Source organism: Phenylobacterium deserti, assembly GCF_003254705.1.
In the GTDB taxonomy this organism is placed as follows: Bacteria; Pseudomonadota; Alphaproteobacteria; order Caulobacterales; family Caulobacteraceae; genus Phenylobacterium; species Phenylobacterium deserti.
Window position 1 is genome coordinate 13,353 of sequence record NZ_QFYR01000003.1, and the last position, 22,280, is coordinate 35,632.

Genomic DNA, 22,280 nt, shown 5'->3' on the forward strand with positions numbered 1-22,280 from the left:
TCCGTTTTCCGCGCCTGTTTAAAGAGGCGCAGCGCTGGAGGGAACTGGCGCTCAGCGGCGTTCCATCGTAATGACGCGGGCGCGCGGATGTGGCGGAACTGGTAGACGCACTGGATTTAGGTTCCAGCGCCGAGAGGCGTGGAGGTTCGAGTCCTCTCATCCGCACCAGCAACGCGGCGCTGCACCCGGCTCGCTTTGGGCTTGGAGCACCCCGCGGGGCATGACATAAGTCGCCGCCCGCCGCCGGGGCATGCTTCGGCGGCGCTCATCTTTCACGCAAAGGCGGTCGCAGGCGCTACAAGCTCGGCGCGGCGCCCGGGAATACAAGAATGTCGATGCAGATCGTTGAAAAGTCTGGTGAAGGCCTGAGCCGCGTCTACGGAGTCACCGTTCCCGTCTCGGACCTGACCGAGAAGCTCGAGGCGCGCATCGCCGAGATCACCCCGACTCTCAACATCAAGGGCTTCCGCCCCGGCAAGGTGCCGACGGCTCACGTGCGCCGCCTGTATGGCAAGGCGCTGATGACGGAAGTGGTCGAGCAGACCCTGACGGAAACCACGCAGAAAGTCTTAGAAGACAACAAGCTGCGCCCCGCGGGCGAGCCGGACCTGAAGCCGGAAGGCGACATCAACCAGGTCATCGAAGGCAAGGCCGACCTTTCCTACGAACTGGCCGTCGACATCATGCCGGAGTTCGATCCGGTGGATCCCGCCACCCTCGAGCTGACGCGCCCGGTGTACGAGCCGAGCGACGCGGAGGTCGACGAGGCTCTGACCGAACTCGCCAGCCAGAACCGCACGTACGAAAGCCGGACCGGAAAGACGGTCAAGGCGAAGGACGGCGACATGGTTGTCATCGACTTCGTCGGCAAGCTTGATGGCGAAGCCTTCGCGGGCGGCACGGCCAATGACGCCGAGCTGGTGCTGGGTTCTGGCCAGTTTATCCCGGGGTTCGAGGACCAGCTGGTCGGCGCCAAGCCGGACAGCGACGTCGAAGTGAAGGTGACTTTTCCGGAGGACTACCAAGCCGCCAATCTGGCCGGCAAGGAAGCGGTCTTCGAAGTGAAGGTGAAGGACGTCAAAGCTCCGGTGGACGCCGAGCCGAACGACGCCCTAGCTGAGCGTCTTGGCCTCGAGAGCCTCGACAAGCTCAAGGAGCTGCTGAAGGACAACCTTAAGCAACAGTATGCTCAGGCTTCCCGCTTCAAGCTTAAGCGCGCGCTGCTTGACCAGTTGGACTCCAAACACGACTTCCCGCTGCCGCCGAAGATGGTGGATGCCGAGTTCGCCACGATCTGGAGCCAAGTCCAGCAGGACAAGACCAACGGCAGCCTGCCGGCCGAAGACGCGGACAAGTCTGACGAACAACTGCAGACCGAATATCGCAAGATCGCCGAGCGCCGCGTCCGTCTGGGCTTGGTCCTGGCCGAGATCGGCCGCAACAACAATGTCCAGGTCACGGACCAGGAACTGGCCAACGCCATGCGCCAAGAGGCGATGCGCTACGGTCCGCAAGCCCAGCAGGTGTTCGACCTGTTCCGCAACAACCCGAACGCTCAGGCGCAGCTTCGCGCCCCGATCTTCGAAGACAAGGTGGTGGACCTCATCACCTCCAAGGCGAAGGTCGAGGAGCAGTCCGTCTCCAAGGACGAGCTCTTGAAGGAAGACGATCTGCCGGAAGGCTACGGTCAGTAAGCTTCGGCTTCGCCAGAACTGCGAAGGGCTCCCGCGAGGGAGCCCTGTTTGTTTCCGCCTTGCGCACAAACGCGGCGTCGCCGCGGAGCCGCCGACGGCTCAGAACTGGGATACGCTGGGACGATTGTTGCGCATGTCGCGAAGCTTCTCGCGATCCTTGCGAGCGCCTTGCTCCCGGGCGGTCATCTGCTTCTCGTTGAGGCAGACCTTCCTGGCCATGACACTGCCGGTCGGCACTTCTTTGCGACAGACCGGCTTGGTTTTGGCCGGTGGAGTTGGCGCGACTTGCGCCTCCACTGCGGAAGCCGCAGGAGCGGCCTGCAAGAGCAACGCGGTCGAAACGGCGAGTGCAATCAACGCGAAGTCCCCCAGCGTCACCAGGGTGCTTAGCTAACGAACCTTCGCCGTTCGCCCAACATAACGATGTTTAATGATCGCGGCGCCGTTAGCCGGCCGCGAGTTCCCCGATCACGAAGGCGTCCTCGTCCGCACGGACCAGGCCCTCCAAAACGTCCGGCAGGTCTTCCGGGGACACGATCAGCATGAGGCCCACGCCGCAGTTGAAGGTCCGGTGCAGTTCGTGGTCGTCAACCCCGCCTGTCCGCTGAAGCCAGTCGAAGACCGGAGGCAGGGCCCAGGCGTTCCAGTCGAACCGCGCCGTCAGGCCTTCGGCGATCGCTCTCGGCGGGTTTTCGATGAGGCCGCCGCCGGTGATGTGCGCCAGCCCCTTGATCCGGCCAGCCTTGAGGTGCGGCAGGACCGAGCGAACGTAGATGCGCGTCGGGGTGAGCAGCGCCTCAGCGAGCGTCTGTCCTTCCGAAAAGGGTGCGGCGGCTTCCCAGGGAAGGCCGGATCGCTCGACAATGCGCCGGACGAGCGAATAGCCGTTGGAGTGCGGACCGGAAGAGCTGAGGCCGATCAGGATATCGCCCGGCTTTTGGTCGCCAAGCCGCGGGAGCACCTTGTCGCGGTCCACCGCGCCGACGCAGAAGCCCGCCATGTCATAGTCGCCGTCGGCGTACATCCCCGGCATCTCGGCGGTCTCGCCGCCAACCAGCGCGCAGTTGGCCTGCCGGCAGCCTTCGGCGATGCCAGCAACCACGGTGGCGGCCGCTTCGACGTCCAGCTTGCCGGTCGCAAAGTAGTCCAGGAACATCAGCGGCTCTGCGCCCTGGGCCAACAGGTCGTTCACGCACATGCCGACGAGGTCGATACCGACGGTATCGTGACGGCCCGTCTCGATGGCGACCTTCAGCTTCGTTCCGACGCCGTCAGTGGTCGTGACCAGCAATGGATCGGCGTATCCGGCCGCCTTGAGGTCGAAGAGAGCCCCGAAGCCGCCCAGCGAGGCTTCAGCGCCCGCGCGGCGCGTCGCCTTCGCCAAGGGCTTGATCCGCTCGACGAGAGCGTTTCCGGCGTCTATGTCCACGCCGGCCTGGGCGTACGTCAAACCATTGGGCCGCTCGGACATACGAAAAACCTCAGAGGAAATGCGCCTAGACGCGCTCCGGACTTGCAGACTCGGGCGCGCGCGGGGCTATAGCTAATTGATGACGCCGATTACCACCACCGCGGAACTCGCGGTGTTCTGCGATAAGATCAAGGGCCAACCGTTCGTCGCCGTGGACACCGAGTTCATGCGCGAGACCACCTACTGGCCCAAGCTCTGTCTGATCCAGGCCGCAGCCCCGAACGCCGACGCGGTGATCGACCCGTTGGCGGACGGCATCGACCTCGAGCCGTTCTTAGAGATCCTGCGCGACGAGAAGATCCTCAAGGTCTTTCACGCCGCCCGACAGGACGTGGAAATCTTCAACAACCTGAAGGCCATGCCGCGGCCCTTGTTCGACACCCAGATTGCTGCCATGGCGGCCGGGTTCGGCGAGCAGATCGCCTACGATGCTTTGGTCCGCCAGATGTTGAAGATCGAGCTCGACAAGTCGAGCCGGTTCACCGACTGGGCGCGCCGGCCGCTTTCGGACAACCAGCTGACCTACGCTCTCGCGGACGTCACCCACTTGGCCGACCTTTATCCCAAGCTCCACGCGCGGCTGGAAAAGGAGGGGCGGCTCGCCTGGGTGACAGACGAGATGGCGAACGTCACGGACCCCGCCAACTATGACGTGGATCCCGAGAACGCCTGGAAGCGGCTGCGCCCCCGCCGTCATACGGCCAAGTACCTTGCAGTCTATCGTGCGGTCGCCGCCTGGCGCGAGCGCACGGCTCAATTGCGGGACCAGCCGCGCGGTCGCATCCTGAAGGACGAGGCGATCGACGAGATCGCAACTCAGGCGCCCACGGATGCTGACGCGCTCGATCGGCTGCGGTCCGTGCCCAAGGGCTTCTCCGGCTCGCGCTTCGGGCCGGATCTGCTGACGGCCGTGCGCGAGGCGCTGAAGGATCCGGAGGCCTACGCCCCCGTCATCGAGAAGAACAAGCAGCAGCCGTCACCGGCGGCCGGCGCCGTGGTCGAGTTGCTGAAGGTCCTGTTGAAGGCGCGGGCGGAAGAGGCGGGCGTCGCTACCAAGCTGATTGCGACGGTCGCCGACCTGGAGCAGATCGCCAACGATGACGAGGCGCCCACGGCCGCGTTGAAGGGCTGGCGACGCGAAGCCTTTGGTGAGGACGCTTTGAAGCTGAAGCGCGGCGAGTTGGCGCTTGTGCTCGACGGCGCCCGCGTGCGCGTTGTGGAGGTGCGACGCGCGCCGAAGGCGGCAGCTGCCGCCGGCTGACGCAAGCAAGGCTCCAGAGCCTGATGCAAAGGGCGGTGTTCCGAGATGGAGCGCCGCCTTTTTGCTACGCGAACGCCAGCTTGAGCTTCAGCGTGTTCGCGAGGGTCTGAGCGCGCTTGGCGACCTGTTCGCCCTGGAGGACGTCTTCCCAGCCTGCGCCCGCGGTGATCACCATTTGATCCGCGTGGATCATTAAGCTCGATTTCTCCAACAGGTGGGGATTACGCCCGGACAGGTCGCATCCCAGCCGGATGGCGGCGCCTAGCGCCCGGGCCCGCTGGCGCCGTTCGGCTGAAAGCACCCGGTTGATCGTGGCCGCCTCGGGCGTGTTGGAAGAGGAGGTATGGCGCGAGAAGGCGACGCAGGCCAGGAACGCCCGTTCCGAGTGAGACACGCCCGCCACGGGCGCCCGGAGCACCTGTTCGAATGCGATGTCGGCGCGATGGTCGGGGTGCAGCCGCGCTCCGAGATCGGCAAGGCGGCAGGCCGTCGCGAGCAGGACCGCATCTCGTCCGCCGAACAGGGGCGGCAGCTGGCTGAACGCCGGCGTCAGCCAGGCTTCCAGGGAAGGACCAAGGTCCTGGGCGAGTCCACGCGCGGCGGCTGCGGCTTCAGCGCCGGCGATCAGCGGATCCTGCCGCCGCACGTCAGGCGGCATGCTTTCCAGCAGCAGGCCCTCCCGGACACCATAGGCGGAGATCGTCACCCGCTCGACGCCGAGCCGCTCGACGACCGCTTCCAACACCAGGGCCGAGTAGGGCAGGGTTTCGATTCGCTTCTTGGAGAGCTTCTGCATCCGCTCAAGTGACGAGCGGGATTGCCTTTCGACGAAGCGAGCGACGTCGAGCGCGTCGGAGCGGCTCATCTCGTATTGGTGAGCGATGCGCAGCGGGTAATCCGCAAGCTCCATGTGCAGAAGCGCCAGGTTGCGCCAGGCGCCGCCCACGGCATGGAAGTGATCTGTCGCGAACCGCTGGGCCACAGGCGCCAGCTCGCGGTCAATAGCGCGGCGCGTGCGGTCGATGTCCAGCGCTCGCGGTGCGCCAAGCGCGAAGGGACCGAGAAGCAAACTGACGCCCTCGCTCGGACCAGACCCGTTGACGCGGATCAGCTCCAGGCTGGAGCCGCCCAGGTCGCCGACCACGCCTTGGGCTGCCGGATAGCCGGCGATTACGCCGGTGGCGGCGTAGCGCGCCTCTTCCACGCCGGTGAGGACGCGCACCTCAAGACCCGTTTCCTCCCGCACCCGGCGCACGAACGCGGGACCGTCAACGGCTTCGCGAACTGCGGCGGTGGCGGCGACGGTGATGTCTTCGGCGCGCCAGCCGTCCAGCACGGTACGGAACCGGCGCAGCGCGCTCATGGCGACCTCCACACCTTCGGCGGACAGGCGTCCGGTGGTCGGCAGGTCCTTGCCGAGGCCCGCCAGCGCCTTCTCGTTGAAGACCGTCCAAATCGCCCGGCCCTCGATCCGGTAGATCACCAGACGGACGGAGTTCGAACCGAGGTCGACGACGGCCGCCTGGCGCTCGGGACGATTATCCGCGCGGAGCCACATCTTCGATCGCGCGCGGCATGTCCTTCACCCTGTGTCCTCGTCCGGAAAGGCTGGGATTGGTCATGAAGTACTCGTGCGCCGAGAAGGCGTCCGGGTGGTCCCAGGCCGGGTCACGCGTATAGCGGCCCTGACTGTCCAAGGTCCAGCTCTGCGCCTCGTCTCGAAGATTTGCCACCATGATCTGATTGAGAACCTGCTGGTGCACAGTTGGGTTCTCGATCGGGGTGAGACATTCGACCCGGCGATCGAGATTGCGCGGCATCCAGTCGGCGGAGGTGATGAACACCCGTGACGCGCCCGACGGCATGGGCGCGCCGTTCGCAAAGGCGACGATGCGGCCGTGCTCGAGATAGCGACCGATGATGCTCTTCACGTGGATGTTCTCGGAAAGGCCCGGAATACCCGGTCGCAGGCAGCAGATGCCGCGGATCACCAGGCGGATCTCCACGCCCGCCTGACTGGCCGCGTAGAGGGCGTCGATGATCTGGGGATCAACCAGCGAGTTCATCTTGGCCCAGATCGCCGCGGGTTTGCCCGCCTGAGCCGCAGTCGCCTCGCGCCCGATGAGGTGCAGCAGATCCCGCTTCATGGTGATGGGGGAGAACGAAAGCTTCTCCAGGCTTTCGGGCTGGGCGTAGCCGGTCACGAAGTTGAACAGGCGCGCTGAGTCGCGGGCGTATGCCGGCTCAGTCGTGAACAGCGACAGGTCGGTGTAAACTCGGGCCGTGATCGGGTGATAGTTGCCCGTGCCGAAGTGGCAGTAGGTGCGCAGGGTGTCGCCCTCGCGACGAACCACTGTCGATAGCTTGGCGTGAGTTTTGTACTCCACGAACCCAAAGACAACGTGCACGCCCGCCCGCTCCAGATCGCGCGCCCACTTCAGGTTCGCTTCCTCGTCGAACCGGGCCTTGATCTCGATCACCGCAGTGACGTTCTTGCCGGCCTCGGCCGCTTCAATCAGGGCCGCCACGATCGGGCTGTCCTTGGAGGTGCGATACAGCGTCTGCTTGATCGCCAGAACGTTCGGATCACGCGCGGCCTGGCGGATGAATTGCACCACCACGTCGAAGCTTTCGAAGGGGTGGTGAACGAGGATGTCCTTTTCCCGGATCGCCGCGAAACAGTCGCCCCCGTGGTCACGGATGCGCTCTGGGAAGCGCGGTTCGAACGACTTGAACTTCAGGTCCGGCCGGTCCGAGGGGATCAGCTGGCTGAGTTCGTCTAGGCCCAACAACCCGTCGATCAGGATGATGTCGTCCGGCTGCGCGTGAAGATTGGTGCTGATGAAGCCGCGCAGGTCCTCGCTCATCGCGCTTTCGATCTCGACGCGGACCACCGAGCCCATCCGCCGCTGTTTCAGCGCGGCCTCGAACTCACGGACGAGGTCTTCGGCCTCTTCCTCGATCTCCACGTCGCTGTCCCGGATCAGACGGAAGACGCCTTGGTCCAGCACTTCGCAGCCCGGGAACAGGTGATCGAGAAACAGGGCGACCAACGACTCCAGAGAAAGGAAGCGCCGGTCCGGCTTCTTGCGACCGCTGCGCTGCGCCGGAAGCTGCCAGAAGCGGGCAACCTGCGCCGGAATTGGAACCAGGGCGTAGAGCACCTTGGTGTCGCTCACCCGCTTCAGTTTCAGAACCAGCGAGAACGCCAGGTTCGGGATGAACGGGAACGGGTGAGCCGGGTCGATCGCCAGCGGCGTCAGAACTGGAAACAGCTGGTTGAGGAAGGCGTCCTCGAGTGCGGCCTTCTCGGCGCTGGTGACATCGCCCGGCGCGACAACCTTCAGACCTTCGTCAGCCAGTTCCTGCCAGAGCTGTCGCCAGCGGGTCTGCTGGTCGGCCATCAGGTCGGCGGCTTCAGCGTTGACCCGCTCCAGCTGCTCGGCAGGCGTCATCCCGTCCTGACTGACAACCCTAACCGCTTCGCGGACCTGCGCCTTCAGGCCGGCCACGCGCACCATGTAGAATTCGTCCAGATTGTTGGCCGAGATCGCCAGAAATCGAAGCCGCTCCAGCAGCGGATGCCGCGGGTTCTTGCTTTCCGCCAGGACGCGGCGGTTGAAGGAGAGCCAGGACAGCTCCCGGTTGAAGAACCGCGCGGGGCTCGCGGCCAGACCTTCGTCCCAGCTTGCGCCGTGTGCGACCTCTTCCTCGGGCGGCGAGGCGATGGGCGCGACATAGGTCATGGACGCTTAGCTCCCGGAATTGACGGCGGACTGGTTCGCGTAGCCCACCTCAGTTGGGGTGCAAGTGTTCACTCGAAAAGGTCAAGATTTCCATTATCGCCTTCAAGAACCTCGCGAGCGAGCATGCGGCTGATTGGGCCGTCGCCAGCTTCATCCAGCCTGCGGACGATTTCGCGCGCTTCAGGGATCGACCTCTGCATGCGTCGCAGGAGATACGGGTAGACCTCTTTGGGCGGTCGAATGCTCCGTTCCCGGAAGAAGTTCCTGAGCACGCCTTCCAGAACTTCGTCGTCCGGTTCCTCGATCTCGGCGACCGGCAGCGCGTTCAGTCGCGACCGAAGGTCCGGCAATGCGGCTGGCCAGCCCACGGGTGGCGTGCGGGCCGTCAGCAGCAGTCCACCGCCCGCCTGAGCCGCAAGGTTGATCAGATGGAACAGGGCTTCGTCCGGCGCTCCTTGATCGACGTTCTCCAGCAAGACCGGGCGACCGGCCGCAGCCTCCACCTGGGGCGCCATCCGATCGAGCGCAATCGCGCCTGCGGCCTCGGCCCAGATGCTCGCCAGGTGCGTCTTCCCGACCCCGGCGGGCCCCACCAGCACCAGAGCGCCGCCATGCCAGTGCGGCCACGCTTCGACCGCTGCTCGGGCATGAGCGTTGGAAGGGCCTTCGACGAAGGTCTCGCGAGAGGGGGTGGCGGGCCGTTCCAGCCGCAGCCGAAGCTGTTGCGTCATTCGCCGGATCCGCGGGGACAAGTCACTACGCCAGTTTAGCAAGGAGCCGCCGGACGGCGCCAGAACGGCAGCTCGATGTTCCCCGCCATTCACAGGCGGTGGAGATCAGGCGGCGCGAGGTGCTTTCAGGTCACGGGCTGACATCAGGGTCCAGCCCTCGGCGCGCAGAAGCTCGATGGGCGAGAACTTGATCTTGTAGTCCATCTTGTCCGATCCCCGGACCCAATAGCCGAGGTAGACGTACGGCAGGCTGGTCATGCCCGCCTGGACGATGTGGTCGAGGATCATGAACGAGCCCAGGCTGCGCCGGGTCATGGTCGGGTCGTAGAAGCTGTAAACCAGCGAAAGACCATCGCTCATCAGGTCCACCAGGGCGCAGGCGACCAGATCGCCGGGGCCGTCATCTGCAGGGCGCGTGCGGTACTCGATGATGTGGGTCCGCACAGCCGTGTCTTCGACCATTGCGACGTAATCGGGCCAAGTCATCTCGGCCATGCCGCCGTCCGCATGGCGGGCGGTCAGATATCGGCGGAGCAGGTCGAACTGCTCCATCGTCGCTTCCGCTTCCACCAAGTGCCGTTCGAGGTCGTCGTTGCGGTTCAGTACCTTCCGCTCGGAGCGGGAGAACACGTAGTCGGCGGCCGGCAGGCGCGCCGAGACGCAGGCGTTGCACTGCTCGCAGGCGGGCCGGTAGGCGATGTTCTGGGATCGGCGGAAGCCGACCTGGGTCAGGCTGTCGTTGACTGCGGCGCCTTCCGACAAGGGCAAATGGGCGAAGACCTTCCGCTCGAAGCGATCGGGCAGGTAGGGGCAGGGGGAAGGAGCGGTCAGGAAGAACCTGAGCTGTCGTGTCGGAAAATGCTGCGTCACGGCCTAGCGTTCTTCGTCCCAATCCCGCCTGATCTGATTTGGGGCCATGCGGGGCTCGTGCGCAAGCGGAACGCTACAAGCCCTGGTCCGGCGGGAGCACCGGCGCCTCTCGCAACAACACGATCGCAATGCGACGGTTGCCGGGCAGAGTGGGATCATCGGGGTAAAGCGGCTCGGAAGTGGCCTTACCAGAGACCTGATAGATGCGATCGGCGTCCACACCTGATCCCTGGAGGATCTGCCGCGACGCATTGGCGCGGGCAGCCGAAAGGGGCCAATCGTTCTCCGTTTTCACTCCGCCGACGCTCGCGCTGGTGTGGCCGTAGATGCTGACTCTGTTGGGCATCTGGTTGATGACCTTGCTGACGGCGCGAAGCAGGAGCTTGGCGCGATCATTCGGCTGAGCCGAGCCCTGATTGAACATCGACCGCCCTTCCTGGTCGATGAGCTGGATACGCAGCCCTTCGGGCGTCTGGTCGATGATGATGTTCTTCGACAGCTCGGAAAGCTCCGGCATGTCCTGGAGCGCTTGGCGGAGAGACTGGGCGGCGGAGGCGAAGGCTGCGGCCTCTCGCTTCTGCAACTCCTCACGCAGCGCCTCGGTGGAGGCGTCCTCAGCGGACTGCCCCTTGCCGCCATCGGTGCTCTTGCCGTCATTCGGGTTGCGGCTCTCGGTCGAAAGCTCCTCGATGACGGAGCGCGATCCATTCGCCTTCGCGCCGTCTTCCCCCAGCGCTGTGCCGCCGAGGATACCGCCCGAACCGGAGGTGGTCTCTGACACGCTGGCCGGCGCAAAGTAATCGGCGATGCCGCGCTTCTGTTCCGGAGAGGTGGTGTTGATCAGCCACATCAGCAGGAAGAAGGCCATCATGGCGGTCACGAAGTCGGCGTACGCGACCTTCCAGGCGCCGCCGTGGTGTCCGCCGCCGCCTTTCTTCACCACCTTCTTGATGACGATCGGCTGGTCGCCCAGCGACATGGCGCGCTCCGGTCAAGGCTGATAGGCCGGCAAGGTGCGCGAACGCTCGTTAAGATGGCGTTGAGTTTGTTTGGGGGCGAGAGATGACGGCTGGCGAGGTGCTGCGGACGCAGCGGCTGCTTCTGCGCGAACTGACGGAAGCCGACGCGCCCTTCATGCTCGAGCTGCTCAACCAACCCGGCTTCCTCAAAAACATCGGCGATCGAGGTGTGAGGACCCTGGACGACGCCCGAGTGCACATCGGTGTGCAGCGGAGCCGATATGCACAGCTGGGTTACGGGCTGTGGGCCGCGGCGCTGTCTTCGGGCGAGTTGATCGGTCTATGCGGACTGGTGCGGCGGAACGGCTTGGAACATCCCGATCTCGGCTACGCCTTTTTGGCTCGGCACGAGGGGCAGGGGTATGCCACGGAGGCGGCCGCAGCTGTGGTGAGCCATGTCCGACGCAACCTTGGCATTGGCGCATTGGCCGCGATCACCAGTCCGGAGAATGCGGCGTCAATCGCAGTATTGGAGAAGCTGGGCTTCCGCTTCGTCGGCCTGAAGCGTCTCCCGGGCGAGGACAAGGACGTCCGTTACTTCGAGGCTTGAAGCGCCGGCAGGATGTGGTCGGCCAGCAAAGGGGCGAGGCTTACGGCGGGAGCGGCCGGGTCTATCCAGCGCATCTCCGCAATCTCCGCGCCGCATCGAGGTTCGCCTTCGACAGCCGCCAGAAAGGCGCTCGAGCGCACGATGGCTCCAGGCTCGTTCGCGGCTGGCGCTTCGAAGCGCCCGAGCAGCTCGGCGCGCGCAAGCTGAAGCCCGAGCTCCTCCTCAAGCTCACGCGGCAACGCGGCTTCCAGCGCTTCGCCCGGCTCGGGCTTGCCGCCCGGCAGCATGAATCTCGAGGTTCCGGCTTTGCGGACGGTCAGGAGGCGTCCCGCTTCATCGCGGATGACGGCGCCCACAACCTCGATGATCACGCGCCCAGCAGGCGCGCGGCGCGGGGCGCGAAGTAGGTGATCACCCCGGACGCGCCGGCGCGCTTGAAGCTGCCCAGGGTTTCGAGGATCGCCCGCTCCTCGTCCAGCCAGCCGTTCTGGGCTGCGGCCATGAGCATCGCGTACTCGCCGCTCACTTGGTAGGCGAAGGTCGGGACCTGGAAGGCGTCCACGACCTGGCGGACGATGTCCAGGTACGGCAAACCCGGCTTCACCATCACCATGTCCGCGCCTTCGGCGATGTCCATCGCGACCTCACGAAGCGCCTCCTGATGGTTGGCCGCGTCCATCTGATAGGTCTTCTTGTCGACAGGCGAGCCACCCGTTCCAAGTTTGCCCGAGCCGATGGCGTCGCGGTACGGGCCATAGAAGGCGGAGGCGAACTTCGCCGCGTAGGACATGATCATCACGTCCTGCAGACCCTCCGCCTCCAGCGCGCTGCGAAGAACGCCGCAGCGGCCATCCATCATGTCCGAGGGGGCGAGGATATCGCAGCCGGCCTGCGCCTGAACGAGGCCCTGCAGAACTAGACGTTCAATCGTTGCGTCGTTCGAGATCTTGCCGTTCTCGATCAGCCCGTCGTGGCCGTGGTCGGTGAACGGGTCGAGCGCCACGTCGCACATGATGCCGACTTCCGGAGCAGCGTCCTTCATCGCCTTCACGGCGCGACAGATCAGGCCGTCCGGATCGTGCGCCAGGGCGCCGGTAGCGTCCTTCTTGGCCCCGTCGATGTGCGGGAATATGGCGATCGCCGGAATGCCGAGCGCGCGAGCTTCCTTGGCCGCGGCCACAGCATCCTGGATCGAGAAGCGCGACACACCGGGCATGGAGGGCACCGGGACTTGGCCTTCTCCATCGTGCACCACCATCGACCAGATCAGATCGGCAGGGGTGAGCGCCGTCTCACGCACCATCCGACGGACCCAGTCGGCCTGACGCAGGCGACGAAGACGAAGAGCTGGATAGGCGGCGAGAGGGGCTTTGCTCATGATCGCGGGCGTGTGCGCCTTCACGTCGGGGAAGGCAAGTCCAGGCGTTGACAGAGGGGCGCCGGCGGGGCGTCTTCGCTCCATGGATTTCAGCCTGACAGAAGATCAGCGCGCGATCGAGGAAGCCGCTAGGGCCTTCGCCGCGCAGGAACTCGCGCCCCATTCGGCGCGGTGGGACGAGGAGAAGCATTTCCCGGTGGAGGTGATGCGCAAGGCCGCCGAGCTTGGTTTCGCGGGCCTCTATGTGCAGGAAGATGTTGGCGGCTCCGGCCTGACCCGGCTCGACGCCTCCATCGTCTTCGAGCAACTGTCGTATGGCGATGTGGCGACCGCCGCCTTCATCTCGATCCACAACATGGCGGCATGGATGATCGACCGCTTCGGGTCGGAGACGTTGCGGGCCAAGTACCTGCCGCGGCTGACGACCATGGAGCTGATCGCCTCCTACTGCCTGACAGAGCCTGGTTCGGGCTCCGACGCCGCGGCGATGAAGACCAGCGCGCGCAAGGATGGCGACAGCTACGTCCTTAACGGTTCGAAAGCCTTCATCTCGGGCGCGGGCACGTCCGACCTCTATGTGGTCATGGCGCGAACCGGCGGGCCCGGCCCAAAGGGCGTCTCGGCGTTTGTGGTGGAGAAGGACTTCCCTGGCCTCTCATTCGGAGCCCAGGAGAAGAAAATGGGCTGGAACGCCCAGCCTACAGCCCAGGTGAACTTCGACGACTGTCGCGTTCCGGAAGAGAACCGGATCGGACAGGAAGGCGAGGGTTTCCGCTTCGCCATGGCTGGCCTCGACGGCGGGCGCATCAACATCGCTTCCTGCTCCCTAGGCGGAGCGGGGCTCGCCCTGGACACCGCGAAAGCCTACCTCGAGACCCGTCAGCAGTTTGGCCAGGCGCTGAAGGACTTCCAGGGGCTGCAATGGCGACTTGCAGACATGGCGACCGAGTTGGAAGCGGCGCGACTGATGGTACGCCGGGCCGCCGACGCGCTCGACAAGCGCGATCCGAAGGCGACGCAATACTGCGCCATGGCCAAGCGGTTCGCCACTGACGCGGGGTTCGAGGTCGCAAACCAGGCGCTGCAGCTGCACGGTGGTTACGGCTACCTGAGGGACTATCCGCTGGAGCGCATCGTCAGGGATCTCCGAGTCCACCAGATCCTCGAAGGCACCAACGAGATCATGCGGGTGATCACCGCCCGGGAGCTGCTGAGACAATGAGCCAGGCTGCCGAGCCCGAGGTCCTGACGCGCGTCGAAGGCCGCGTCGGCCGGATCACGCTGAACCGGCCAAAGGCGCTTCACGCGCTTAATGTGGCGATGTGCCAGGCCATGACGGAGGCGCTGCTGGCCTGGCGCGCCGATCCCGCCGTGGAGATCGTGCTCCTGGATCACGCGGGCGAGCGCGGTTTCTGCGCCGGCGGCGACGTGAGGATGGTGGCGCAGAGCGGAGCCAGCAATGGGGAGGCGGCTCGCGAGTTCTTCCACACCGAGTACCGTCTCAACCATCTGCTGTTCGAGTACCCCAAGCACACCGTGGCCTTCATCGATGGCGTCGTGATGGGCGGCGGCGTCGGGATTTCGCGGCCGTGTCGCTTCCGCGTTGCGACCGAGCGGACGGTGTTCGCCATGCCGGAAACCAGCATCGGCCTTTTCCCTGACGTGGGTGGCGGCTGGTACCTGCCGCGCATGCCCGGGCATATCGGTCTTTGGCTGGCGCTGACCGGCGCGCGGCTGAAAGCGGCGGACTGCCAGCTGGTCGGGGTCGCCACGGATTATGTGGAGAGCGCACGCGTCGCCGAGCTGAAGGCGGCCATTATCGCTGATCCAGCCGCGACAGAGCGGCTGCTCACCGAGTTCGAGGCCGATCCCGGGCGCCCGGAGATCGCCGCGCATCAGGACGAGATCGCCCGCATCTTCTCGCTGGGCAGCGTCGAAGCCATCGTGGCCGCGCTTGAAGCGTCCGACAGCGCTTGGGCGCGGGAGCAGGCGAGAGTGCTTGCGTCGAAGTCGCCACAGACGCTCAAGGTCGCCTTTCGCCAGCTGCAGCTTGGCGCCCAAGCCGCCTCGTTCGCGCAGAACATGGCGCTGGAATATCGGATCGCCGCTCGGGTCAGCAGCCTGCACGACTTCCAGGAAGGCGTGCGTGCGGTGCTGGTCGACAAGGACAACGCCCCTCGTTGGAATCCGCCGACCTTGGACGCGGTCAAGGACGAGGCGCTCGACGCGATCTTCGCCCCCTTGCCAGCCGGCGAGGAATGGACGCCACTTGGCTGAGCCAAACGGCAACCTACGACAAAGGGAGACGCTACAGATGTCGCGCAGAATGATCTTGGCCGCCGTGGCGGCCGTTTCGATGAGCGTCACTGGCGCAGCTCTGGCGCAGGCGCATGCCGGGCACGCCGCCCCTAATGCGGCGATCACGGCCGCTCTGGCCGACCCGGCGCGTCCGGCCGCTGACCGGGAGCGTGACCCCAATCGCAAACCCGCCGAAATGCTTGCCTTCGCCGGCGTCGGGCTTGGATCGAAGGTCGCCGACTTCATCCCGGGCGGCGGCTACTTCACCCGGATCTTCGCCAAGGCTGTCGGTCCGACGGGCAAGGTTTACGCCATCATCTCGCCTCCGCCGGCCAACGCCCCGAACCCGCCAGCCATTCGCGCGGTTGCGGCCGACCCCGCCTACGGCAACATCCAAGTGGTTGAGGGTGACTTCCAGAGCTTCACCGTTCCTGAACCGGTGGACGTGGTCTGGACCTCGCAGAACTACCACGACCTTCATCAGCGCCGGCGGAACCTGGAGGTGGCGCAGGTGAACAAGGCCATCTTCAACGCCCTGAAGCCTGGCGGCGTCTTCATCGTGCTGGACCACGCGGCGAAGGCCGGAACTCCTGTGGACCCGGACGATGCGCTCCATCGCATCGATCCCGCTGCAGTCCGCCGCGAGGTGGAAGCGGCAGGGTTCAAGTTCGAGGGGGAGAGCACGGTGCTGCGTAACGCCGGCGACGACCACAGCAAGAACGTCTTCGACCCGGCCGTGCGCGGCAAGACCGACCAGTTCGTCTACAAGTTCCGCAAGCCGCGCTGAGCGGCGGAGAAGGGCTGGCGTCATGACCCGCGTTGCGTTCATCGGGCTCGGCAACATGGGCGGCGGCATGGCCGCGAACCAGGCGAAGGCGGAGCGCGAGGTTCTTGCATTCGACCTGTCATCGACCGCTCTGGAGAAGGCCGTCGCTGCTGGCTGCCGTTCGGCAGGTTCCGCCGCGGAGGCGGTCCAAGGAGTGGACGCGGTGCTGACCATGCTTCCCGCCGGACCGCATGTGCGGAAGATCTACGCCGAAGAGATCCTGCCCAACGCCCCTAAAGGCGCGCTGCTGATCGATTGCTCCACTATCGACGTGGATAGCGCGCGAGCGGTTGCGGCGCAGTCGACGGCGGCGGGGTTCCGCTTCGCCGACGCCCCTGTGTCCGGCGGCCAAGCCGGGGCAGAGGCGGGGACGCTCGCCTTCATGGTGGGCTGTGACGAGGCTGACTTTGCGGACGTCGAGGCCATCATCCAGCCTATGGCCCGTGCGGTGATCCGCGCAGGCGACCACGGGGCAGGGCAGGCCGCCAAGATCTGCAACAACATGGTGCTGGGGGCCTCGATGATCGCGGTCTGCGAGGCGTTCGCCCTCGCGGAACGGCTTGGTCTGGAGCCGGAGCGCTTCTTCGAGATCGCATCGAAGTCGTCCGGTCAGTGCTGGAGCCTGACCAGCTACTGCCCATGGCCCGGGCCGGTCCCGACCGCACCCTCGAACCGGGACTACGAAGGCGGGTTCGCCACCGCCATGATGCTGAAGGATTTGAAGTTGGCGCAGGAGGCCGCCGCCAAAGCAGGCGCCGCCACGCCGCTGGGTGCGCAGGCCGAAGGGCTCTACGCGCTTTTCGACCGGCTCGGCGGCGGATGGAAGGACTTCTCGGCTATTTTGGAGCTGTTCCGGGGCAACGCACCCCTCCGTTGACGTACGGAGTACGGCGTTTGACGCAGATCAAGCGCCTGCGGCGGCCCGCCGTGTAGACAATCAGGTGTCGCGGCGCCAAAAGGCGGTTCAGATTCAAGAGGACCGGCCTTGTCGCGCAAGATGGTCGAACGCGCGGTCGGAGTTTGAAGTCCATGGATTACAGAGACGCGTTCCGTAGCGCCCTCGAAAAGGTCCGTGCCGAGGGCCGTTACCGCGTCTTCGCCGACCTCAAGCGTCACCGCGGCGAGTTTCCGCGCGCTACCTGGACCCGCGACGACGGCACGACCCAGGACGTCGTGGTCTGGTGCTCGAACGATTACCTCGGCCAGGGGCAGAACCCCGTGGTTCTCGACGCCATGAAGCAGGCGATCGAGGAAGCCGGCGCCGGCTCGGGCGGCACCCGCAATATCTCCGGCACGACCCGCTATCACGTCGAGCTGGAAGCCGAACTCGCCGATCTGCACGGCAAGGAAGCGGCCCTGCTGTTCACCTCCGGGTACGTCTCGAACGAAGCCTCGCTGTCGACGCTCTATAAGATCCTGCCCGGCCTGATCGTCTTCTCGGACGAGCTGAACCACAACTCGATGATCTCCGGCATTCGCGCCGGCAAGCGCGAGCAGCGGCACGTCTTCAAGCACAACGACCTTGAGCATCTCGAACAGCTCCTGGCCGCGGCTCCGTCCGACGCACCCAAGCTGATCGCGTTCGAGAGCGTCTACTCGATGGATGGCGACATCGCGCCCATGCGCGAGATGGTCGCGCTGGCCAAGAAATACGGCGCCATGACCTACCTCGACGAGGTGCACGCGGTCGGCATGTACGGGCCCCGTGGCGCGGGCGTGGCTGAGCGCGACGGCGTGATGGACCAGATCGACATCGTCGAGGGCACGCTGGGTAAGGCGTTCGGCGTGATGGGCGGCTACATCGCCGCCGATGCGGTGATTGTCGACGCTATCCGCTCTTATGCCGACGGCTTCATCTTCACGACGTCGCTGCCGCCGGCGCTGGCGGCAGGGGCGGCGGCCTCGATCCGTTACCTGAAAGACCACAACGAGATCCGCGTGGCCCATCAGGAGCGCGCGGCGACCCTCAAGGCGCGCCTGACCAAGGCCGGCCTGCCAGTCATGCCGTCGGTCAGCCACATCGTGCCCGTGCTCGTGGGCGACCCGGTCCACTGCAAGATGATCTCGGACATCCTGCTGTCGGACTTCGGCATCTATGTTCAGCCGATCAACTACCCGACCGTGCCGCGGGGAACGGAACGTCTGCGCTTTACGCCTTCGCCGGCGCACAGCGATGCGATGATGGACGACCTCGCGCACGCCCTGGAGACCCTCTGGGTCCACTGCAACGTGAAGCGCGTGGGCGGCTACGCCGCTTAGGGCGGCGCTCTGCACGAGTTGTAGGGGAGGGCTCCTGCGGGAGCCATCGCCAGAACAAGCGGCATCCCGAGGAGGGACAAGGCGGGTCCTATGCCGCTGCGCGCTGTTCTGGCTGGCTCGGCGGCGTTTGCCGGGTGGGACGGGTGATCAGTCCGTCGCCGTACGCAAAGACCCGGACCGGCTCGCCGATGCACATTTGCAGATAAGAGTCCCAGCGCGCCCTTCAAGGCTGGCAGGGACCCGATTTGAGGTCAGGTGAGGGCGTTCGCCGTGCGACAGGTGGTGCTCCAGCCGCCCTTGAACGTGGCGAGTTCGACGACTTCCACCTCGAAGGTGCGTCCGGCGCTCTCAACCAGGAACAGGTCGCCAAGGCGCGGGATCAGCGGATCCACCGACCAGATCACCACCTCGCCGCGCGTCACCAGATCCTGATCGAGGATTTCGTAGCCGCTTTCGTGGAAGGGCCGCAGGCCCGCTTCGCGAAGATTCGACATTACTTGCGCCTCCGGACGCCGCGACCGAGGCCGATCTGCTTGGCGAAGTCCGAGCGGCGGGCGGCGTAGGCCGGCGCCACCATGGGATAATCAGCCGGCAGGCCCCACCTGCGGCGGTACTCGTCCGGGCTCATGTTGTAGCGGGACCGGAGATAGCGCTTCAGCATCTTCAGTCGTTTGCCGTCCTCGAGGCAGACGATGTAATCGTGCTGAACGGACTTGTTGATGGCCACTGCGGGCTTCGGGCGCTCCTCGAGAACCGGCGGCGCTTCACCACGGCTCAGACCCTCAAGAGCTCCGTGCACCGAACGGATGATGTCGGGAACAGCATCGACAGAGACGACGTTGCGGCTCACGTAGGCCGCGACGATCTCCGCCCCCAAGCGCAGCAACTCCTCCCCGGATCGACCCTGGGAGTCCGGTCCAACACTCATCAAGTCCCCCATCCTCGCACGCTGCACACCGCCTGCGGGTGCGTGTGTGCACATGCACCCTGGGCCAGCGGGGAACGCAGACAACTGGACTTTGGTTCCGGACGTTGGAACGGCGAGCGCATCAGGTTAAAGAGCCGATCCCTCCGCGGATCCGCCGACCGCCCCTCGAAAGGCCCAGCCCGTGAACCTGCACGTCCAAGCCCAGCCCTCCACCGAGTCCTTCTTCAACCAAGGCGTCGCCGAGGGCGATCCGGAGCTGGCCCGCGTCCTGGGCGGCGAGATGAAGCGCCAGCAGGATCAGATCGAGTTGATCGCCTCGGAGAACATCGTCTCCAAGGCGGTGCTTGAGGCGCAAGGCAGCGTGCTGACGAACAAGTACGCCGAGGGCTATCCGGGCAAGCGCTACTACGGCGGCTGCGAGGTCGTCGATGAAGCCGAAGCCATCGCCATCGAGCGGGCCAAGCAGCTGTTCGGCTGCGAGTACGCCAACGTCCAGCCGCACTCGGGCAGCCAGGCCAACCAGGCCGTCTTCATGGCGACCCTGCAGCCGGGCGACACCTTCATGGGCATGGACCTGGCTTCCGGCGGCCACCTGACCCACGGCAAGAACGTCAATCAGTCCGGCAAGTGGTTCCGTCCGGTGCACTACGGGGTGCGCTCGCAAGACCACCTGATCGACTATGATCAGGCCGCCGAGATCGCCTTGGCTGAGAAACCGAAGGTGATCATCGCAGGCGGTTCGGCCTATTCGCGCCAGATCGATTTCGCCCGCTTCCGCGAGATCGCCGACAGCGTCGGCGCCATCCTGATGTGCGACATCGCTCACTATGCGGGGCTGGTCGCGGCCGGCGTCTACCCGAGCCCGTTCCCGCACGCCCACGTGGTCACCACCACCACTCACAAGACCCTGCGTGGGCCGCGCGGCGGCATGGTGCTGACCAACGACAAAAAGCTGGCCAAGAAGATCGACAGCGCGGTCTTCCCCGGCCTTCAGGGCGGTCCGCTCATGCATGTCATCGCGGGCAAGGCTGTGGCGTTCGGCGAGGCGCTGAAGCCCGAGTTCAAGACCTACGCCAAGCAGGTGATCGACAACGCCCGGGCTCTGGCGGACAGCCTGCAGAGCGCTGGGTTCAAGATCGTTTCCAACGGCACCGACAGCCACCTGATGCTGGTGGATCTGACGCCCAAGGGGGTGAACGGCGCTGACGCCGAGACCGCGCTGGAGCGGGCCGGCATCACCACCAACAAGAACGGCATCCCCTTCGATCCGCTTCCCCCGATGCAAACTTCGGGTCTGCGGGTCGGCTCTCCCGCTGGCACCACCCGCGGCTTCGGCGTGGAAGAGTTCCGCCAGATCGGCGCCTGGATCGGCGAGGTCCTGGATGGTGTCGCCGCTGGCGGCGACAACACCTCTGTCGAGGCCAAGGTGCGTGGCGAGGTGCTGGAACTCACCAAGCGGTTCCCCATCTACCGCTAATAGCGCTAGAGTGGCCGCAAAGGGGCTAGATCATGCGGTGCCCGTTCTGCGGCAGTGAAGAAAGTCAGGTGAAGGACTCGCGCCCGTCGGAAGACGGCGCGGCGATCCGGCGTCGCCGCCTCTGCCCGGAGTGCGGCGGCCGCTTCACCACCTTCGAACGCGTGCAGCTGCGCGAGCTGACCATCGTCAAGCGCTCGGGCCGCCGCACGCCCTTCGACCGGGACAAGCTGGCTCGCTCGGTCGCCATCGCCACACGCAAACGGCCGGTGGATCCGGAGCGGATCGAGCGCATGATCTCGTCCATTGTCCGGCAGCTTGAGAGCATCGGCGAGACGGAGCTGCCGTCCTCGGCCATTGGCGAGCTGGTCATGAAGCACCTCAAGCAGCTCGATGACGTGGCTTATGTTCGTTACGCCTCCGTCTATCGAGACTTCCGCGAGACGCAGGACTTCGCCCGCTTCCTCGGCGAGGAAGGCCTGAGCGAAGTGGTGGACGAGCAGCCCTAGCGCTGGGCGACGCTTCCCATGACGGTCACCCTCAAGCTCGCCACCTCGCTCGACGGACGCATCGCCACGGCTGCGGGGCAAAGCAAGTGGATCACGGGCCAGCCTGCACGCGAAGCGGTTCACCGGCTACGGGCGGAACACGACGCAGTCATAGTTGGCGTTGAAACCGCGCTCGCTGATGATCCGGAGCTGACCGTGAGGCTCGTACCGGGCTTCAACGGGCCCCAACCCGCGCGGGTGGTGCTGGACAGCCGGCAACGCCTGGCTTCCGACTGCAAGCTGGTCAGCACGGCGAACGAGATCCCAACCTATGTCGTCGCCACCGAGGAGCCTGACCCGCGCCTGGTGGATGCGGGCGTCAAGGTGCTGCAGGTCCGCAAGGTCGGCGAGGACCGCCCTGAACTGAAGACCGTGGTCGAGGCTCTTGCGGCTGAAGGGCTGCAGCGGCTTTTCGTCGAGGGCGGCGGCCAGGTGGCGGCGAGCTTCCTGCGCTGTGGGCTTGTGGACCGCATCGAGTGGTTCCGGGCCGCCATCATCATCGGCGGGGAAGGACGTCCCGGCGTCGGAGCCTTGGCTGTTGCGGGCTTGTCCGACGCTCCCCATTTCCGGCGCACGGAGGTCCGCGAAGTCGGCGATGACCTCTGGGAACGCTACGCGAGGATCTAGATGTTCACCGGCATCGTCACTGACGTCGGCCGCGTTCGTGCGGTCCGCGAGACCAACCGCGACCGCCGCTTCGAGATCGAGACGTCGTTCGATCTCTCCAGCGTCGACCTCGGCGCCTCGATCAGCCATGCGGGCGTGTGCCTGACGGTGGTGGAGAAGGGCCCGAACTGGTTCGCCGTGGACGTGTCGCGCGAGACCCTCGCCGTCACGACCCTTTCCAATTGGCGCGAGGGCAAGCGCATCAATCTCGAACGCGCGGCGAAGGTCGGCGACGAACTCGGCGGCCACATCGTATCCGGCCACGTGGACGGGATCGGCGAGGTAATCTCTGTGGCTCAGGAAGGCGGCTCGCACCGCGTCCGCATCCGCGCGCCGCGTCCACTACATCGGTTCATCGCGCCCAAGGGCTCTATCACCGTCGAGGGCGTCTCCTTGACCGTGAACGAGGTGGAGGACGACGTGTTCGGCGTGAACCTGATCCCGCACACCTGGGACGTCACGACGCTGGGCGAGTTGGTGGCCGGCGTTCCGGTCAATCTCGAGATCGATATGCTGGCGCGGTATCTCGCCCGCTGGCGCGAAACGGCCTAAAGGTCGCGG

The 22,280-nt window shown here is 65.6% G+C and carries 23 protein-coding genes and 1 tRNA gene; 13 read left to right on the forward strand and 11 right to left on the reverse strand.

The genetic code is table 11. The annotated features are described in order from the left end of the window. Window positions 1–83: 83 nt before the first annotated feature. Together DJ018_RS12615 and tig are read left to right on the forward strand one after the other, a co-directional pair. A tRNA-Leu gene (locus DJ018_RS12615) sits at window positions 84–168 on the forward strand. Between the two features lie 167 nt (window positions 169–335). Continuing rightward, window positions 336–1,694 (forward strand): trigger factor, encoded by a 1,359-nt coding sequence (gene tig, locus DJ018_RS12620; protein WP_276309830.1) that lies wholly within the window; start codon window positions 336–338, stop codon window positions 1,692–1,694. Window positions 1,695–1,793: 99 nt separating this feature from the next. Here tig and DJ018_RS18970 read toward each other — a convergent pair whose 3' ends face one another. Then, a complete protein-coding gene (locus DJ018_RS18970; protein WP_133254283.1) occupies window positions 1,794–2,072 on the reverse strand; it encodes a hypothetical protein in 279 nt (92 codons plus the stop codon). A gap of 67 nt (window positions 2,073–2,139) precedes the next feature. Further along, window positions 2,140–3,165: a phosphoribosylformylglycinamidine cyclo-ligase gene (gene purM, locus DJ018_RS12625; protein ID WP_111515327.1), complete on the reverse strand. Its 1,026-nt coding sequence runs from the start codon at window positions 3,163–3,165 to the stop codon at window positions 2,140–2,142. A 79-nt stretch (window positions 3,166–3,244) separates the two neighbouring features. On the opposite strand from purM, the gene rnd reads away from it, so the two are divergent. Continuing rightward, complete coding sequence (gene rnd / locus DJ018_RS12630) at window positions 3,245–4,426, forward strand: ribonuclease D (protein WP_111515328.1); 1,182 nt, start codon at window positions 3,245–3,247, stop codon at window positions 4,424–4,426. A 64-nt stretch (window positions 4,427–4,490) separates the two neighbouring features. Here the strand turns inward: rnd and DJ018_RS12635 are convergent, their stop codons facing one another. The 5 genes from DJ018_RS12635 to DJ018_RS12655 form a co-directional block, all read right to left on the reverse strand. Continuing rightward, window positions 4,491–5,984 carry a Ppx/GppA phosphatase family protein gene (locus DJ018_RS12635; RefSeq protein WP_111515329.1) on the reverse strand — a complete coding sequence of 498 codons (1,494 nt, stop codon included), beginning with the start codon at window positions 5,982–5,984 and terminating at the stop codon, window positions 4,491–4,493. Continuing rightward, window positions 5,965–8,172: an RNA degradosome polyphosphate kinase gene (locus DJ018_RS12640; RefSeq protein ID WP_111515330.1), complete on the reverse strand. Its 2,208-nt coding sequence runs from the start codon at window positions 8,170–8,172 to the stop codon at window positions 5,965–5,967. The genes DJ018_RS12635 and DJ018_RS12640 overlap by 20 nt, the downstream gene beginning before the upstream one ends. 68 nt (window positions 8,173–8,240) lie before the next feature. Next, the gene (locus DJ018_RS12645) at window positions 8,241–8,903 is read right to left on the reverse strand and encodes a P-loop NTPase family protein (RefSeq protein WP_111515331.1); all 663 of its coding nucleotides are present in this window, start codon (window positions 8,901–8,903) and stop codon (window positions 8,241–8,243) included. A 105-nt stretch (window positions 8,904–9,008) separates the two neighbouring features. Then, window positions 9,009–9,773 (reverse strand): arginyltransferase, encoded by a 765-nt coding sequence (locus tag DJ018_RS12650; protein ID WP_111515332.1) that lies wholly within the window; start codon window positions 9,771–9,773, stop codon window positions 9,009–9,011. A gap of 73 nt (window positions 9,774–9,846) precedes the next feature. After that, window positions 9,847–10,752, reverse strand: coding sequence for a flagellar motor protein MotB (locus tag DJ018_RS12655; RefSeq protein WP_111515333.1), 906 nt, complete (start codon window positions 10,750–10,752; stop codon window positions 9,847–9,849). Window positions 10,753–10,835: 83 nt separating this feature from the next. Here DJ018_RS12655 and DJ018_RS12660 point away from each other — a divergent pair, with 83 nt between their 5' ends. Then, a complete protein-coding gene (locus tag DJ018_RS12660; protein ID WP_111515334.1) occupies window positions 10,836–11,342 on the forward strand; it encodes a GNAT family N-acetyltransferase in 507 nt (168 codons plus the stop codon). Here DJ018_RS12660 and DJ018_RS12665 read toward each other — a convergent pair. Both DJ018_RS12665 and hemB read right to left on the reverse strand, forming a co-directional pair. Beyond that, window positions 11,327–11,713, reverse strand: coding sequence for an NUDIX hydrolase (locus tag DJ018_RS12665; protein ID WP_111515335.1), 387 nt, complete (start codon window positions 11,711–11,713; stop codon window positions 11,327–11,329). The genes DJ018_RS12660 and DJ018_RS12665 overlap by 16 nt on opposite strands. Then, window positions 11,710–12,720, reverse strand: coding sequence for a porphobilinogen synthase (hemB, locus tag DJ018_RS12670; protein WP_111515336.1), 1,011 nt, complete (start codon window positions 12,718–12,720; stop codon window positions 11,710–11,712). Before hemB ends, DJ018_RS12665 begins: the two co-directional genes overlap by 4 nt. 82 nt (window positions 12,721–12,802) lie before the next feature. Between hemB and DJ018_RS12675 the strand changes: the two genes are divergently transcribed. The 5 genes from DJ018_RS12675 to hemA all read left to right on the forward strand — a co-directional run bounded on the left by DJ018_RS12675 (window position 12,803) and on the right by hemA (window position 18,103). Beyond that, window positions 12,803–13,942 carry an isobutyryl-CoA dehydrogenase gene (locus tag DJ018_RS12675; RefSeq protein WP_111515337.1) on the forward strand — a complete coding sequence of 380 codons (1,140 nt, stop codon included), beginning with the start codon at window positions 12,803–12,805 and terminating at the stop codon, window positions 13,940–13,942. Beyond that, window positions 13,939–14,997 carry an enoyl-CoA hydratase/isomerase family protein gene (locus tag DJ018_RS12680; protein WP_111515338.1) on the forward strand — a complete coding sequence of 353 codons (1,059 nt, stop codon included), beginning with the start codon at window positions 13,939–13,941 and terminating at the stop codon, window positions 14,995–14,997. The genes DJ018_RS12675 and DJ018_RS12680 overlap by 4 nt, the downstream gene beginning before the upstream one ends. A gap of 37 nt (window positions 14,998–15,034) precedes the next feature. Beyond that, on the forward strand, window positions 15,035–15,805 hold the full coding sequence (locus DJ018_RS12685; RefSeq protein WP_165842913.1) for a class I SAM-dependent methyltransferase: 771 nt from the start codon (window positions 15,035–15,037) through the stop codon (window positions 15,803–15,805). Window positions 15,806–15,827: 22 nt separating this feature from the next. Then, on the forward strand, window positions 15,828–16,721 hold the full coding sequence (gene mmsB, locus DJ018_RS12690) for a 3-hydroxyisobutyrate dehydrogenase (RefSeq protein ID WP_111515339.1): 894 nt from the start codon (window positions 15,828–15,830) through the stop codon (window positions 16,719–16,721). A 152-nt stretch (window positions 16,722–16,873) separates the two neighbouring features. After that, entirely contained in the window at window positions 16,874–18,103 is a 1,230-nt protein-coding gene (gene hemA / locus DJ018_RS12695) for a 5-aminolevulinate synthase (protein ID WP_111515340.1), read from the forward strand. Between the two features lie 251 nt (window positions 18,104–18,354). Here the strand turns inward: hemA and DJ018_RS12700 are convergent, their stop codons facing one another. Beyond that, the gene (locus DJ018_RS12700; RefSeq protein WP_111515341.1) at window positions 18,355–18,597 is read right to left on the reverse strand and encodes a hypothetical protein; all 243 of its coding nucleotides are present in this window, start codon (window positions 18,595–18,597) and stop codon (window positions 18,355–18,357) included. Then, window positions 18,597–19,031: a Ros/MucR family transcriptional regulator gene (locus DJ018_RS12705; RefSeq protein WP_111515342.1), complete on the reverse strand. Its 435-nt coding sequence runs from the start codon at window positions 19,029–19,031 to the stop codon at window positions 18,597–18,599. Before DJ018_RS12705 ends, DJ018_RS12700 begins: the two co-directional genes overlap by 1 nt. 187 nt (window positions 19,032–19,218) lie before the next feature. Between DJ018_RS12705 and glyA the strand changes: the two genes are divergently transcribed. From glyA to DJ018_RS12725, 4 genes are read left to right on the forward strand one after another with little or no spacing between them, the layout of a single operon-like run. After that, entirely contained in the window at window positions 19,219–20,508 is a 1,290-nt protein-coding gene (gene glyA, locus DJ018_RS12710) for a serine hydroxymethyltransferase (RefSeq protein ID WP_111515735.1), read from the forward strand. 32 nt (window positions 20,509–20,540) lie between these two features. Beyond that, window positions 20,541–21,014 carry a transcriptional regulator NrdR gene (nrdR, locus tag DJ018_RS12715; RefSeq protein WP_111515343.1) on the forward strand — a complete coding sequence of 158 codons (474 nt, stop codon included), beginning with the start codon at window positions 20,541–20,543 and terminating at the stop codon, window positions 21,012–21,014. 18 nt (window positions 21,015–21,032) lie between these two features. Continuing rightward, entirely contained in the window at window positions 21,033–21,680 is a 648-nt protein-coding gene (locus DJ018_RS12720) for a RibD family protein (protein WP_111515344.1), read from the forward strand. After that, window positions 21,681–22,271, forward strand: coding sequence for a riboflavin synthase (locus DJ018_RS12725; protein ID WP_111515345.1), 591 nt, complete (start codon window positions 21,681–21,683; stop codon window positions 22,269–22,271). Window positions 22,272–22,280 lie beyond the last annotated feature (9 nt).